The following is a 16,196-nucleotide window of genomic DNA, read 5'->3' as shown; positions in this document are numbered from 1 at the left end:
TGTATTTTTAGAGAGAGTTTATATTGAGGCTGTTCCCATCTGCATATAATCTTTAGGTAATTTTCCGAAATGTTCGAAGAAACATTTAGAGAAGTAAGAAGGAGAATTGAAGCCTACTAAAAAGCATACCTCATTGATTCGATATTTACCACTTCCTAATAATTCGGCACTTTTATTTAGTCGTATGAGTTTTATATAGTCATTTGGAGTAATACCGCTTATATTTTTTATTTTGTTATTAAGATTGGTTCGACTTATGGCAAACTGACTGGCTATATTATCAATGGAAAAATGTTCATCAGACATGTTCTCCAAGATGAAAGTATTTAGCTTTTGGATAAAATCGATATTATCTTTGTTATCAGGATTTTGTTTAAAATATTGTAGCGGAGATTCAATGAAATTTTTTCTTATTTTATCTCGGTTTTCTATGATACTGGCAATTTGAGCTTCAAGTTGTTCGATAGAAAAAGGTTTTTCCATGTATATATCAGCACCTTTTTTCAAACCTTCTATCTTGGTAGAAGTATCTGTTTTTGCAGAAAGAAGTATAAGTGGCAAATGAGAATAAGCTATGTTGCTTTTTAGCTCATTACATAGCTCCAATCCATCCATAACGGGCATCATAATATCGGAGATAATGATATCTATATTTTTGTTTTCTATAATTTTTAAGGCTTCAATACCATTGTTCGCTTCTGTGACAGTATATTTGTCTGACAGACATTCTTTTATGAAAATACGGAGTTCGCTGTTATCATCTACAATTAGGATATTTTGTCCCGTTTCTGCTAATTCTGAAATATCGGTATCATTTATACTTTCATTTATCTCTTGGGGGAGAGTTTCTTGGCTTTTAATAGGGAGTGCCAATGTAAATATAGACCCTTTACTATAATTGGATTGGACAAAGATATCTCCGCCTAATTTTTGAGCGAGAGCTTTAGATAGAGATAGGCCTAAGCCAGAACCTTTGTTCATAGTATTGTCTGTTGTCTGTATTTGATAGAAGGTTTCGAAAATTTTATCGAGATGAGCTTCTTTTATGCCTATTCCATTGTCTTCTACAGATAAAAAATAATTGTTGCCATTTACCGATAGTTTTATTTTTATTTTGTCTTTAGTAAATTTTATAGCATTTGAGATTAAATTACTGATTATTTTATATAACGCTTCAGAGTCGACGTAACTAATGACATCTTTCTGTATTTCAATCGTCATTTTTATATTATGCAGTTTGGTGTCTTGTTCGTATTGTTTAAAAACTTTCTGTACAATTTTTTCGATACTTTGTAGACGACAGTTTAATATAAACATATCGTTTTCTATTTTTCGGAAGTCGAGTAATTGATTTACCAAATCGAGAAGACGGTTTGTATTTCGTTCGATTGAGTTTAAGTGCTTTTGAGTCTGTTTATTTCCATCTCCGGAACGTATTATTTTTTCTAAAGGAGCTGTTATTAGAGAAAGAGGAGTTCTTATCTCATGAGCTATATTAGTAAAAAAATTGATTTGAGACTCATAAACCTCCTTTTCTTTAGCAATTTGGAATTTATATTGTTTTTCTTTATTTACAGCGTCAAGATGTTTATAATATTGTTTTATTATATAGAATATGGAGCTTCCAATCAATGTAATATATAGGAGAATCATGTACCATTCTTGCCAAAGAGGAGGTTTGACGAGAATATTGATGCGTGTACCAGCTTCATTCCAGATGCCATCATTATTCGAACCTTTTACCCGAAAAGCATATTTCCCTGGAGGAATATTCATATATTGGGCTGTATTATCAGTTATATAGTTCCATTCTTTATCGAATCCTTCAAGGATATATGCATATTGGTTGGCCTCAGGAAATACATAACTTAAGGCTGTAAATTCAAAGCTGAAGTTAGATTGGTTTCGTTCCAGAATGATTTCTTGAGTTTGGCTTAGAGGAGCCTTTAGAGGAGATAATTTTTTACCGGGAAACATTTCTTTATTGAATATTTTAAATCCGGTTATTACGATAGTTGGCTTTATATTATTAACTGCCATTTCATTAGGATTGATTGATATAAATCCATTAGCACCTCCAAAATATAATATTCCGGACGACGTTCTTAATATGCATTTAGAGTTATATTGAATCTCTTTTCCAATATATCCGAATATTTTTAAGTCATTTATATTATCAACAGTAATTCGGACAATTCCTTTTTGAGTACTGACCCATATATTCCCGTTTTTATCATTTACGATTGAGTAGGTAATATTAGATGGCAAGCCATTTTGAGCATCAAATGTTTTTTCAATTTTATTGGTTTCAGGGTTGAAAAGTATGACACCGTCATTTTTAGTACATATCCAAATTCTGTTTTTCTGATCGCATAATAACCCATTGAATCCTCTGATTCCGGAGAGTTTATTGTCATATTCTTCAGAAGAAAAATTGATCCAGTTACCATTTTTTTTCAAACAAAAAAGTTCGTAAGAATGTGTTGCAAACCATATGTTTCCCGTGTTATCTTCAATGATGTCTGCAATAAGTTTACCTTGTAATTGTTTTATTCGTTTGATTTCTCCTTGTTGGTTAAGCCAGGCACTTCCGCCTTCTTCTAAAGCTAAGAGCAATCTGTTGTTGGATATCTTGAAGATTGATTTACCTTCAATTGTATTGATTGCAAGATTTCCGATTTCTTTTCCGTTTTTTATAGATAGTATAGATATCCCTCTGCCATAAGTACTGACATATAATTTGTCATTATCTTTAAATATGTTTTGAATATTGGAGTGGGGCATTTTAAAAACTTCCTTTGTAGTATGATTCTGGGGACTAAATTCATAAATAATATTATTATTATGAGTTGCTATCAAAATATTTCCATTATAGTTTTCAGTCATACTACTGACAATATATTTGTTCGTCTTACTCTCCGATAGATTACTGAAATATAGAAATTTACTGACACTTGGAGAGAAATAGTTTATTCCATTGAAATAAGTCCCTATCCAGAAAGCTCCTTCTCTATCTTTAGTAATTGAGAAAATAGAGTTATCTGTTATGTTTTCATATCCAGATTCCTCTTTGGGAATATTGTATTTCCCTGATTCTTTATCAAAAATGATTAAGCCATGATCTGAACCCATAATAAGCTCTTTATTGGAAAAGGCGATAATAGATTTTATATTTCCAGTATTGTTGAGATAATGTGTTGCATTGCCATTAATAAAATTGTATTTGAAAAGTCCTTTTGTTGATGTCCCAATCCAAAGGTCGTTGTTTCTATCACAATGAATACTGTATATTGACTGGTCAGATATATTCAGATTTTTCCGGTCTGTTATTGGAGTAAAGACTTCATTTTTGGGATCGAAGTGTACAAGACCTTTACCAGCGGTTCCTAACCATAAATTTCCTAAATGATCGGTAACAACAGTCCATATATAATTAAGAGATGTTGTTTGGGGAGAATCATTGAGCGAAAAATGTTTTTCGACAGATAAGTCTTGATTTAGTTTGTACAATCCATTTCCATGTGATGCTATCCATATATTTCCATAACTGTCTTCAGTTATATCGTTGATATTGATATCTTGTTTTTTGCTTTTTGACAAGTTGATGCAAATAAAATTATCTAATTTTTTATTGTAAAGATAGAGTCCGTTTCTGGTGCCTACCAGCATTCGATTTTTAGAGTCTTCCTGTATACAATGTATGAAATTATGTCCTATAGATGTTGAATCATTAGGATTGTGTTTGTAGACCTTAAAGTGCTTACCGTCAAATCTGTTTAATCCGTCATTTGTTCCGAACCACATAAAACCATCGCTGTCTTGCATGACATACCATACACTGTTGTGGGATAGACCATCATCTACCTGGTAGTTTCGGAAGTTAGATCCGTAACAGGCCATAATTATAAGTAAAAAAATGGGAAGTAAGATTAGTGTGCGTTGCATGGCGAAAATGATTTTAAGCATAATATCAATCAAAACAAAGTTAATCAATTTTCTATTGTCATATAGTAGGTAATTTTTTTATTTTTGTATTTGAAGTGTTTTTGATATTTTGTAAATGTTTTATTATTAGCAATTTGTATTATTGACATAAATTTATTTATATAGATATTTGTTGTATATTTTTATTTTTCTGTTCTAATTTTTTATTTTTCTGATGCTTTTGGGATATTTATGTTAGTAATTTCTACTTGAAAAATTTCTATATTATTATTTTCATATAGTAGGTTTTTTGCCTTAGTTTTTATTTTTATAAATAGCTGATTGTTAGATTATTTATTCAGAGTGTTCTATATTTCTATTTTTCTGCAATATTTTTTTATAGCCTTAAAAAGTATCTCGGTACATTTGTCTATATATTTATAATTAAAAAAATATCATGAAGAAAAAAAGACTTATCCAATTGCTATTTGTTATTGCAGTTTTCTTTTTAGGTATCAGGCCCTCTTTGGCCGTTGTTGCTAATCCTCCAGAAAGTTTGCCGGCAACTCCGACTCACGATGCGAGCAAAGTGTTATCCTTGTATAGTGATTTTTATACACCCAATGTAGTCGGTATAAATAGTTTTACAAATATAAGTGGTGCTACTATTTCAGGCTCTCAGCTTTCTGTACTTGGAGATAATATGATTTATTTGGAAAAAGCTTTGAATCCTTGGTCTTTTATCAACTTTGACAAATCTATTGATATTGACGAGTATGATGTTCTGTATGCGGATATTTATGTTATAGAAGGTGAAACACCGGTGAAAGTAATGTTTAAGAGCAGCGATAATGTCAATACATATAATTTTGTTGTTGCGACATTGAAAGAAGGTTGGAATAAGGTTGAGATAAAGTTGGATGATTATAGAACTCCGACAGGAGGAAAAATTGCTCCAAATTTTAAGGATGTGTTAAAAATAGGATTTCAAGATAATAAAGGAAATCAACGTTCTATATATATAGATAATATTTATGCTTATAGTTCAGAAGATATAACCATAGATCCTAAACCGGACCCAGAATCAGATGTCCCTACAAATTCAGCACCGAATCCTACACAAGACGCAGATATTGTTACGAATATATTTAGTGATGCATATTTGAATTCTTCAAATATTACGTTTTCTGGAACTGGAACAGGCTCTATTGAAACTTTATTTGGAAATGATAATATGATAAAATTGTTTGGGGGAATGAATTCTTGGGCAAATGTTCATTTTTCTTCGGTAGATTTTTCGGAGAAAGAAACGCTGCATGTGGATATCTATACCTTCCGTACAAGTGCAGGAAAATATAAGTTGAAACTCAATGCTACTTCAAATGAGGTTGTTGTATCGGTAAATGGAGGATGGAATAGTTTCGATATCCCCATTTCGGATTTTGCTGGTGCCAGTTCTCAATTGATGTTTAAAGATGTGACTCAATTGTGTTTAATTGCATCTAACGGTTATGTCCAAAATATTTATATAGATAATATTTATGCCTATGGTAAGGTAGAGGCTCCCGAGCCGGATGCGACAGCTCCGTCTGTGTCCGCTCCTCTTCCGACTATGGCGGCTGGTAATGTACTCTCCGTTTTTAGTAATGCTTATATGACTAATAAAAGTATTTCGAGTATCGATGGAGCAGGTACTGGAATAATAAATATGGTAGTTGGCACAGACGAAATGATAAAGTTGGTAGGCTTGGAAGACTGGATAAATATTAATTTTGGTAAAGCTGCTAATATTACAAATTATGCAACTTTACATACCGATGTTTATATTCCGGGAGAGTCTGGTACGGTTGATTTGAAATTTAAACTATCCAGTGGAAATGAAGTGGCTCGTACTTTGAATGAGGGATGGAATAGTGTGGATATCAAAGTTTCTGAATTTGATACTGATCTTTCAGCTATTAATAAGCTGAGTTTATGTAATTCCAAAGCTGAGGTTATTACTGTTTATGTAGATAACATATATGTATATGGCTTGCCTGCTGCTGCACCTGTTCCGACCCGTGATGCTTCTGAGGTAAAATCTATTTTTAGTGATGCTTATTCTAATCTGACAGAAATCAAGGATTTTTCCGGTACAGGAACAGCATCTATAATAACTCCATTTGAAAAAGATAATGTAATTAATCTTGTCGATGGTCTAAATATGTGGGCTTATATAAATTTAAGTTCAGAAATCAATCTGAGTAACATGGGTAATCTCCATTTGGATGTTTTTGTTGTAAGAGAAAGCGGTACTGTCAATCTAAAAATAAAATTTGATGACGGTATAGAGGTTAAACGAACGTTGAATCCTGGCTGGAACAGTCTTGATATTCCTATGTCGGAGTTTAAGGATGATCCAGATGCTTCTTTGTTTACGACGGTAAATAAATTACATTTTATTCGCGAAGGAGGATATGCTCAGACTATATATATTGATAATATTTATACTTATGGTATTAATGGGGAAGAGATACCTCCTGTGGACCCAAAACTTCCGACAGTAGCTGCACCTGTACCTGAGCATGAGGCTAAAGATGTAGTGTCTATATTTAGTGATACTTATGAGAATGTAACTACATTAACACAATCCAATCCGGGTTCTCCAGCTGCTACGATGGATGTAGTTACTCGAGTGGAAGGAGATAACTTATTGCGTTTTAGCTCTTTGAACTGGACATTGATTAAAATTGATCCGGCAATAGATTTAAGTGATATGGACTACCTGCATTACGATGTGTGGGTTCCTTCTGGAACACCTCGTTTAATATATGGATTGAGTGACGGGACAACTGAAGGCCGTGTCCCTGAGTATAAAATAGAAAAATCCGGTACTTGGGTGAGTGTGGATGTCCCGTTAAATGCGTTTAAAGATACACAAGACCAGGAAAAACAAGGACCTCTTACTGGTTTGAAGCAGTTACGCATATTTAGTGCAAGCGGATTTGCTGTGGATCGGCTCTATTACGATAATATTTATGCCTTTAAAGGTGAATCTTCCGATTCTTATACTTATGAAATTGAATCTGCTTATGAGCCGATTATGGCTCCGGAAACTGTGAAGCCTATTTATACCGAAAAATCTGTTTATAAAAATATTACCGATTTGGCGTTGGCTGCAGTAAATGGTGCTACGGAATTTAAATTTAGAAAATTAAGAGCTGGAGATGAATCAGTAATGAGGATGTTTTCGTTGGATAAAGCGGTAGTAACTGCTTTGACTCCGATAAATGTGGATGATATGGAATATATCCATTTCAATATATATAAAAATGTGGATGTTACAGATGCATCTTTGAAGATAGGGTTCCAAGCTGCAGGTTCGGAGAATGTATATTATGCCGATGAAGTTCTTGAACTGAAAGATAAGGATTGGGTATATTATAATATTTCAATCAATGCTTTGAAAAAAGCCGGTCTTGACTGTACGGCAATTGAGAATATAGTATTTGAAGGCAAAGGAAACCTTTATGTCGATAATATTTTTGCATTCAAAGGTGAGTATACGTTAGGATTGGGTGAAGAAGGCAAGGTTTCTGTTGATTGGGAAGCTGCAGCAGAAGGTGATGTTTTGCCCGATATTGATACTCCGCTTATTGGTGTTAATTTGGCCAGTGCTTGTGGTGGTTCCGTTCATGGTAAGATTGGTACTGAATATTTTTATCCCTCATTTAAGGATTTGTATTATTTCAAATCAAAAGGTGTTCGTCTATTTCGTTTTCCGTTCCGTTGGGAACGTATCCAGCATGAGTTGAATGGAGACCTTGACCTTGATTCGGATATTCAGGAAATGAAGAAAGTGATTGCTGAAGCTGAACGGCTTGGAATGTATGTAATGATTGATATGCACAATTATTGTCGTTATACGATTAATGGTACGAAGCATACATTAGGAGAAGGAGTTCTTACGCAGGAACATATGGCAGATGTGTGGAAAAAGTTGGCTGCTGAGTTCAAAGATTATAAGAATATCTGGGGATACGATATTCAGAATGAACCTTATGGATTGCAAAAAGGTGTTTGGCTAAATGCTGCTCAGGCTATTATTAATGCTATTCGTGAAGTAGATACTAAGACGGCTATCGTTGTAGAAGGCGAAAGTTATGCTTCATCATCGACTTGGCCTACGACAGGAGGACATCTGATAGATTTGGTTGATCCGGCAGATAATTTGATATTCCAAGCTCATTGTTATTTTGATTTGGATAAATCAGGTTTATATAAATATGGAGATTATGATAAGGAAGTGCGTAGCTCTAATCAGCATATCTCTCGTTTGAAGCCTTACGTAGATTGGTTGAAGACAAATAATAAAAAAGGGATTCTTGGTGAATTTGGTGTTCCGAGAAATGACGTACGTTGGTTAATTATGTTAGATGAAGTGTTGACGTACCTGAAAGAAAATGGAGTTTCCGGGACATATTGGGTTGCTGGTACAGGGTATGATAATGATCATGTAAGTGTCCAACCAAAAAATTTAAATAAGGATAATATAACATCTTATTTTGAACCGGCACAAATGAGGATTCTTCAAGAATATTTTCCAGTATCTGAAGAGACGAATATTCAATCGGTTAATGGTAAGGGTAATGTAATTTCTATATATCCAAATCCTGTGCTTAATAATATAAATATAAATTCCGAATTTGGAATAGAACGTATCCAAATATTTAATATGTCGGGAAATTTGGTAAAAGAGAGTGTTTTAGGTGGAGTTAACCAGACGAATGTGAATGTAGAAAATCTTACATCTGGTATTTACATGGTGCATGTTTTGTGTTCAAATGGTAATGTTGAAACCCAGAAAATGGTAAAACTTTAATTATTGAGATGTAGAGGAGAGACAGGGTCTTCTTTGGGACTCGTTCTCTTCTTCAAAAGATTGAAAAACATAAATCTGAAATTTATTGGGAATTCACTACTCATTAGAAATTAGAAAGTAAAAAGATATTTATTTAAAATATTGGTATAGACCATGAAAAATAGATTATTTATCGGTTCAGTTATTTTTTTATTATTGGCTGTGCTACCTGTTGCTGCCAAATCTAAGGAAGAAAATGGCCTTGCTGCTTTGTCTGTAAAAGAAAATGTTTTTGTTGATGAAAGTGGCCGGGTTGTGCGGTTAGCAGGTGTTAGTTTTTCGGATCCGGATAAATTGGAAAAAGAAGGTCATTGGAATTTTAAGTATTTTAAAGAAGCTAAAAAATGGGGCTGTAATGTAGTTCGTTTTCCTGTACATCCCTATACATGGAGGTATCGCGGAGCTGAGGACTATATGCAGTTACTTGATAAAGGTGTTAAGTGGGCAGAGAAAGCAGGTTTGTATGTGATTATAGATTGGCATTCTATAGGAAACCTTCCGGGAAACAAATATCCTCATTTTAATTATGCGACCAATTGGGATGAAACAGTCAAGTTTTGGAAGCTAATGGCAGAAAGATATAGAAATAATTCTGTCGTTGCTTGTTACGAATTGTTTAATGAGCCGATTGAAGAAGAGCATTCTTTGAATTGGGAGATATGGCGTCCGATGATGGAGAAGTTAATCGATGAAATACGGAAGATAGATAATCGGAAAATTTGTCTGGTGGCTGGGATGAATTGGGCTTATTTATTGGATGAGGTTATTGAAAATCCGGTGAATCGTTCAAATGTAGCTTATGTGACACACCCTTACCCGCAAAAACGGGAGCAACCTTGGGAAGATAAATGGGACGCTGATTGGGGAAAAGTTACAAAGTATTATCCTGTCATTGCAACAGAGTTGGGTTTTGTGGGGGCAGGAGAACGGGGAGAACATATTCCCGTAATCGGAGATGAGACCTATGGAAAAGCTATTATCGATTATTTTGATAAAAAAGGTGTATCATATACAATTTGGTGTTTTGACCCGGATTGGGCTCCTACTTTAATTGAAGACTATGAATTTACTCCTTCTCGTCAGGGGGTGTTTTTCAAGAAAGTATTACAAAAGAATAAATAAAATTAGCTGATTGAGTTAAAAGTGTATAGAAATAATTATTTAAAAATCTCCATTATGAAAAAAATTTTATGTTCTTTATTTTCTGCTGTTTTGCTGAGTTCAGGTATCTCAGTATGGGCACAACAAGATTTGACTATTAAGAAAGTTTCTGCAGAAAATGCAGCCATATCAATGGATGGTTCTGCTGATGAACCGATTTGGTCACAGATAGAAGCTATACCTATTGATAAACCGTTTAAGCAGAATGAGACGGTCACAGAAGAACCTTCGGTGACAGCATATTTTAAAATGTTCTATCAAGAAGACAAGACCAATTCAAAATACAATTATTTGTATGTTTATATTGACGTAACCGATGATGTGCTCTATCCACTTTGGAAAAATCCGGATGATGTGAAAAATAAACATATTTATGATAAAGTCGAAGTGTATTTGGATGTAAATGATGTGCTGAATGACGGTAAATCTCCGGCTTATGTGAACGGACATATGGATAAAGGTCATTTCCAGATGGCTCCGGATATGGATGATGAGTATGGTTATGGCTATGTTACTTATCCCAGTGGTCTTCTGTATGGCTCTTTGTCAGAACAAGTAGGAGTTGCTTATCAGTTGAAAAGTGATGGAACAGGTTATGGTATTGAGTTTGAATTTCCTTTAAATGCATTTACAAATGATAAAGATGAAGCTTTGAGTATTGAAGCATTCCAAAATCTTCCTCAAGGGATGGGGTTTGATGTTGTGATTGTAGATAATGATAATGATGGGAAAGGCCGTAAAAGAATGGCATGGAAAAAGAATGGACCTGTAGAACCTTACAATAATATGGACAATTGTGGTGTCGTTCGTTTTGGAGATGAAGGAGGAACCGTAGGAATTTTTGAAACGAAAAAGGATATTTCAGCAGTAAGAGTTTATCCTAATCCGGTAGTCGATTTATTAACTATTGAAGGTGACTTTGATAATGTATCGATATTTAATTCGTTAGGTCAGAAAGTAAAGTCAGACTCAAATTCTATTGTAAATATGGAGGATGTTGTTTCTGGTATCTACATAGTAAAAACCTATAAGGATGGAAAATGTAATGGATATACTAAGGTGATGAAAAAATAAAGAGGACTTATAATAAATTGATTTCGCAAACAAATAATCTATGAAAAAAACTCATTTAAGAGGCTGTAATTTTAGTCGCAGTATGAGGACTTTTGTTTTTAGTATACGGATTGTGACTTTGATAGCAGTATTGGGATTATCTTTAGGGAGAGCACAAGCAGCAGATATGATATCTGTTCTTCAGCAGACCTTAGGAGATATATCCGGTTCCGTTTTAGATAAGAGTGGAGAACCTATTATCGGGGCATCGGTTCTGGTAAAAGGAACGACGACAGGAACTGTTACGGATTTTGATGGAAAATTTATATTGAAAAATGTTCCTCAGAATGCAATTTTGGTGTTTAAATATGTGGGAATGAAAACGATTGAAGTTCCGATTAAAGGTAAGACTTTATTTCGTGTAGTTCTGGAGAGTGATGCAATAGATATTGATGAAGTGGTGGTCGTTGGTTATGGTACCCAGAAGAAAGTCAATCTGACGGGTGCCGTATCGGCAGTTAAATTTGACGAGCAGTTGTCCAGCCGTTCTTTACCTAATGTATCTATGGCTCTCCAGGGAAAAGTCCCTGGGCTGGCGATTAGTCAGAACTCTGGTGTTGCTGGAGATAAAGGAATGACTATGTTGATTCGAGGGATGGGGACGGTAAATGATGCCAATCCTTTGATTGTCGTGGATGGTATGCCTGATGTGGATATTAACCGGTTGAATATGGATGATATAGAAAGTGTTTCGGTGTTAAAGGATGCAGCTTCTTCGGCTGTTTATGGATCAAGAGCTGCGAATGGAGTTATTTTGATTACGACTAAAAGTGGTAAGGGCTCGAAATCCAAAATTAATGCATCGGCATCTTATTCGATAGGGATACCCGTTCATGCTTGGGAGTATATGAGTGATTATGCTCGTTCGTTGACTTTGTTGCAACGAAATGCGGCAGTCTCTACTGCTCCTGATAATTTTCGTTTCAAAAATGGGACAATTGATCAATGGATGGCTATGGGTATGATAGACCCTTTGCGTTATCCTAATACAGATTGGTATGATGTTATCTTGCGGACAGGAGGTATCCAGAAGTATAATATTTCAGCTTCAGGAAGTAATGATAAATCTAATTATTTTGTTTCCGTAGGGATAATGGATGAGGATGGGCTTTTAATGAATAACGATTATACTCAGTATAATGCGAGAATGAGTTATGATATGAAAATATTTCCTAATCTGACAATCGGAACGAAATTTTCAGGAAACTGGTCGAAAATGCAGTATGCTAATACAAATGACTTTCAAGGAACAATCAATGCCGCTTCAATGAAATTTGCTGTTGCGGGTATTACCCCTTATGACCCGGTTACTGGATATTATGGAGGTGCAATGGCATATGGAGAAGATTCTCAGGTATTTAATCCTTATTCGGCATATACAAATCAATTGTCCCAAAAAGATCGGCAGGAAGCAAATGGTAATATTTCTTTAAGTTGGGATATCATTAAAGGTTTGAATGCCAGAGTGGATTATACGATTAATTACTATAATCAATTCCGGTATCAAGCCGATATTCCGACACGAGCTTATGATTTTCAAAAGGGAGTATTGACCGATCGTCGGTTTGTAGAGGATAATGCCGGTGTTTCCAATTATACCAATACAGGTTATAAGACTCAATTAAATGCTCGATTGGGATATGATGTGACTATTAAGAAGAATCATAATTTAAGTGTTATGGCGGCATTTAGCCGGGAATACTGGTTCAATCGTTATCAAATGTCGTCAGCTAAAGACCGGATTCATTCCGACTTACATGAAATAAATGCGACATTAAATGTAGACCCGTCTGTAGAAGGATATTCTAGTGCGCAAGGATTGATGTCTTTTATTGGTCGTATCAATTATGCAGCATTCAATAAATATCTTTTTGAAGTGAATCTTCGTTCTGATGGTTCGTCTAAGTTCTTATATGGTTATAGATATAGCTTTTTCCCCTCTGGATCGGTAGGATGGATATTTTCAGAAGAGCCATTTATTAATCGTTGGGCTGGGTCATGGTTATCCCGGGCCAAATTACGTGCATCTTATGGAAAGTTGGGTAATAATAGTGCCGTAGGGGAGTATGAACAACTTGAAACATTGAGCTCGTCTTCTTATTTTGTTAATGGAGCTCTTATTAAAGGGCTGGTGAATAAGAAAATGATTAATCGGGATTTGACATGGGAAGAAACTGCAGTGACGAATGTTGGATTAGACTTGGGCTTTTTGAAAAATCATTTATCTGTCGAAATAGATTATTATGACCGATTTACGACAAAAATGATTAGGCCTTCTGATTTTTCTATTCTTTTATCAGGAGCTTATTCTTCTCCTCGTAAAAATATTGGCAATATGCGTAATAAGGGAGTTGAAGTAAATGTGACTTATCAAGGAGCCAAAGGTGATTTTAATTATATGGTAAATGTAAATGCTTCTTACAATGCGACCATTTTGGAGAAGTGGAATGAATATTTGGGAAGTAATACGACTTATACGAATAAAGACGGGAATGCGGATTATGTTTTTGTAGGTATGCCATACAATTATGTTTCGGCTTATGAGGCAATTGGAATAGCGCATACATGGAACGATATTTATAACGCCACACCACAGGGAGCTCGTCCCGGAGATCTTTTATATAAGGATTTGAATGGAGATGGCAAGATAGATGATAGCGATAAGAGAGTTTATCCTCGCCTGCAAAGAGACCGCCCGACAACTAATTTTGCTTTGAATAGTAATTTTGAGTGGAGAGGCATTGATTTGTCAATTATGTTTCAAGGTGCTGCAGGAAGAAAAGCTTTTTGGTTACCATCCAATAATAATACGTCATTGGGTAACAATGAAGGGCGAACAGCCACAACTTGGGATTTGTGGAACAAGACGTGGTCGGTGGAAAATAGAGACGGAGGATGGACTCGTTTAGGTGGAGGCAATAATCGTAAAGAATCAACTTTTTATCTTGATAATTTAGCTTATTTGAGATTAAAAAATGTGCAGTTGGGGTATAGTATTCCAAAATCTGTAATACAAAAAATAAGAATAAGTAATATACGTGTTTTTTTCTCAGCTGATAATCTTTTGACTTTTTCTAAATTCCGGGGACTAGACCCAGAAAAGTTAAATGTTAATGACGGTTATCCATTGATGAAAACTTTCACATTCGGTCTCAATGTCGAGATTTAAAAAGGAGTATTATTATGAATAATATAAAGAGTAAATTAATAAGTATTTTTTTACTGGGGGCACTTTTTGTGTCGGTTTCGTGTCATGATGATTTATTAGATCAGCTTTCGACGACAGAGATGCCTGGTGTAGAATTTTGGAAAACCGAAGAAGACGCTACTACTGCGTTAATGGGAGCGTATTCACACGTTCGGGGACTATTTCATCGAGATTATTATTTTGATGGTCAAGGTGACTATGTGCGAATATATGATGGTTCTGGGATTTTGAGTTGTTCTGAAACGAATATAACACGTGGAGGTGCAGCCTATTACAAAGGGTTGTATTTCCCAGACCCAATGTGGAATTTCGGAAGTCGTTTTGATAATTATTTCAAATATTGTTATGGGGGTATCCATCGAGTTAATTATGTGATAGATAACGTAGAACGAATGTTGCCAAATGCAACTTCCGAGTCGAAAAAAAATTTGGAAACAATTATTGGAGAGGCTAAGCTGTTACGTGGCATGATTTATTTTCGGTTGATATCGATGTGGGGAGATGTGCCCTATATTGAGCATATCGTATATGATAATTCGGAGGTCGTAAACCTTTCGCGTATGCCTATTGCTCAAATTAAGGAAAAAATTATGAGTGATTTTACCTATGCGTTTAATAAGCTTCCGGATAGAAGTGAAATATCTGGACGTGCGGCAAAACCTGCGGCTTTGGCTTTTAGGGGAAAACTTCAATTATATTGGGCTTCTTGGAATAAATATGGCTGGCCTGAACTCAGTACGTTTACTCCCGATCCTGAAGAAGCCAAAAAGGCTTTCAGTGCAGCTGCTGAAGATTTTAAGCATGTGATAGAAGATTATGGATTGAATTTGTTCCGTAATGGAGAACCTGGAGATTGGGGGACGATGGGAAATGCTGAAGTTTTACCCAATTATTATTATATGTTTATTCCTTCTACCGGAAATGCTAATGATGGAGGTGAAATGATATTCTATTTTACGCATGGAGGAGTCGGCAGTGCTCAGGGAGATCCTTATATGCGTGATTTTGGAGGAAGAAGCCAAGAAAATTCTCAATGTTGTTTAACTCCGGCTATGCGATTGGTAAATCGTTATCAGTCTACTAAAACGGGAGATTTCTTACCAGAAGTGGTCGGTATGAATCCTTCGGACCCGAATGCTCGGACTGCTGAAAATTCAGCACTTAATCCGGAAAGTTATGCTAATCGGGATTATCGAATGAAAGCTACAATGTTGTGGGATTATGAGATGATTATGAGTCTTAGTAGCCAAAAGGAGACTGGATATGTACCCTTCATATTTAAAAATTGGGGTGGTAAAGTTGAGATTGATGGAAAAGAGTATACGACTTATCGTACAGACCGTTCGGTAGACGGTTATGTGTTCCGAAAATTTATACGGAATTATGGTGGAGCCGGCCGAGATGAAGGTGATATGAATTGGCCGGTAATACGGTTAGCTGATGTATTTTTGATGTACGCAGAAGCCGATAATGAGGTAAATGGTCCTCAACCATATGCTATTGACCTTGTAAATCGTGTTCGTCATAGAGGAAATCTCCCTCCGTTAACTGCAGATAAAACAGCTAATTATGACGCTTTCTTTTCTGCTATTGAGCAGGAACGCATTGTTGAGTTAGTTGCAGAGGGTCAGCGTTCGTTTGATTTGCGTAGATGGCGTGCAATAGAACGTGCTTGGGGTATTTATGTAGGAGGACCGGCTGTATATAATTATGATTCTCATGGTGCTCAACGGCAAGGTTGGTTTTTTGGTTTGTCGGCATTGGCTTTGAGGCAGGCTTATATATTCAAAATTCCACAGTCTGAAAGAGATCGGAACCCAAATCTTACACAGAATACGCCTTGGTTATAAGTTGATTCTATATTGTATTGAGTTCATAAAAATAATATAT

6 protein-coding genes are annotated in these 16,196 nt (G+C 35.3%); 5 read left to right on the top strand and 1 reads right to left on the bottom strand.

Annotated elements, in window-relative coordinates:
- Positions 1 to 18: 18 nt before the first annotated feature.
- Positions 19 to 3,966: a hybrid sensor histidine kinase/response regulator transcription factor gene (locus Cop2CBH44_RS08535; RefSeq protein WP_087880309.1), complete on the bottom strand. Its 3,948-nt coding sequence runs from the start codon at positions 3,964 to 3,966 to the stop codon at positions 19 to 21.
- Between the two features lie 415 nt (positions 3,967 to 4,381).
- Between Cop2CBH44_RS08535 and Cop2CBH44_RS08530 the strand changes: the two genes are divergently transcribed.
- From Cop2CBH44_RS08530 to Cop2CBH44_RS08510, 5 genes are all read left to right on the top strand, one after another.
- The gene (locus Cop2CBH44_RS08530; protein ID WP_055096961.1) at positions 4,382 to 8,785 is read left to right on the top strand and encodes a cellulase family glycosylhydrolase; all 4,404 of its coding nucleotides are present in this window, start codon (positions 4,382 to 4,384) and stop codon (positions 8,783 to 8,785) included.
- 153 nt (positions 8,786 to 8,938) lie between these two features.
- Positions 8,939 to 9,946 (top strand): glycoside hydrolase family 5 protein, encoded by a 1,008-nt coding sequence (locus tag Cop2CBH44_RS08525; RefSeq protein WP_200754650.1) that lies wholly within the window; start codon positions 8,939 to 8,941, stop codon positions 9,944 to 9,946.
- A gap of 54 nt (positions 9,947 to 10,000) precedes the next feature.
- The gene (locus tag Cop2CBH44_RS08520; protein ID WP_200754649.1) at positions 10,001 to 11,059 is read left to right on the top strand and encodes a sugar-binding protein; all 1,059 of its coding nucleotides are present in this window, start codon (positions 10,001 to 10,003) and stop codon (positions 11,057 to 11,059) included.
- A 40-nt stretch (positions 11,060 to 11,099) separates the two neighbouring features.
- On the top strand, positions 11,100 to 14,267 hold the full coding sequence (locus tag Cop2CBH44_RS08515) for a SusC/RagA family TonB-linked outer membrane protein (RefSeq protein ID WP_200754648.1): 3,168 nt from the start codon (positions 11,100 to 11,102) through the stop codon (positions 14,265 to 14,267).
- A gap of 14 nt (positions 14,268 to 14,281) precedes the next feature.
- Positions 14,282 to 16,156: a RagB/SusD family nutrient uptake outer membrane protein gene (locus Cop2CBH44_RS08510; protein WP_021929208.1), complete on the top strand. Its 1,875-nt coding sequence runs from the start codon at positions 14,282 to 14,284 to the stop codon at positions 16,154 to 16,156.
- The last annotated feature ends 40 nt before the right edge of the window (positions 16,157 to 16,196 follow it).

The sequence above is a fragment of the Coprobacter secundus subsp. similis genome (assembly GCF_015097275.1).
GTDB lineage: Bacteria > Bacteroidota > Bacteroidia > Bacteroidales > Coprobacteraceae > Coprobacter > Coprobacter secundus.
The sequence above is the reverse complement of the archived record's forward strand: the minus strand, read 5'-3'. Positions and strand labels throughout refer to the sequence as shown.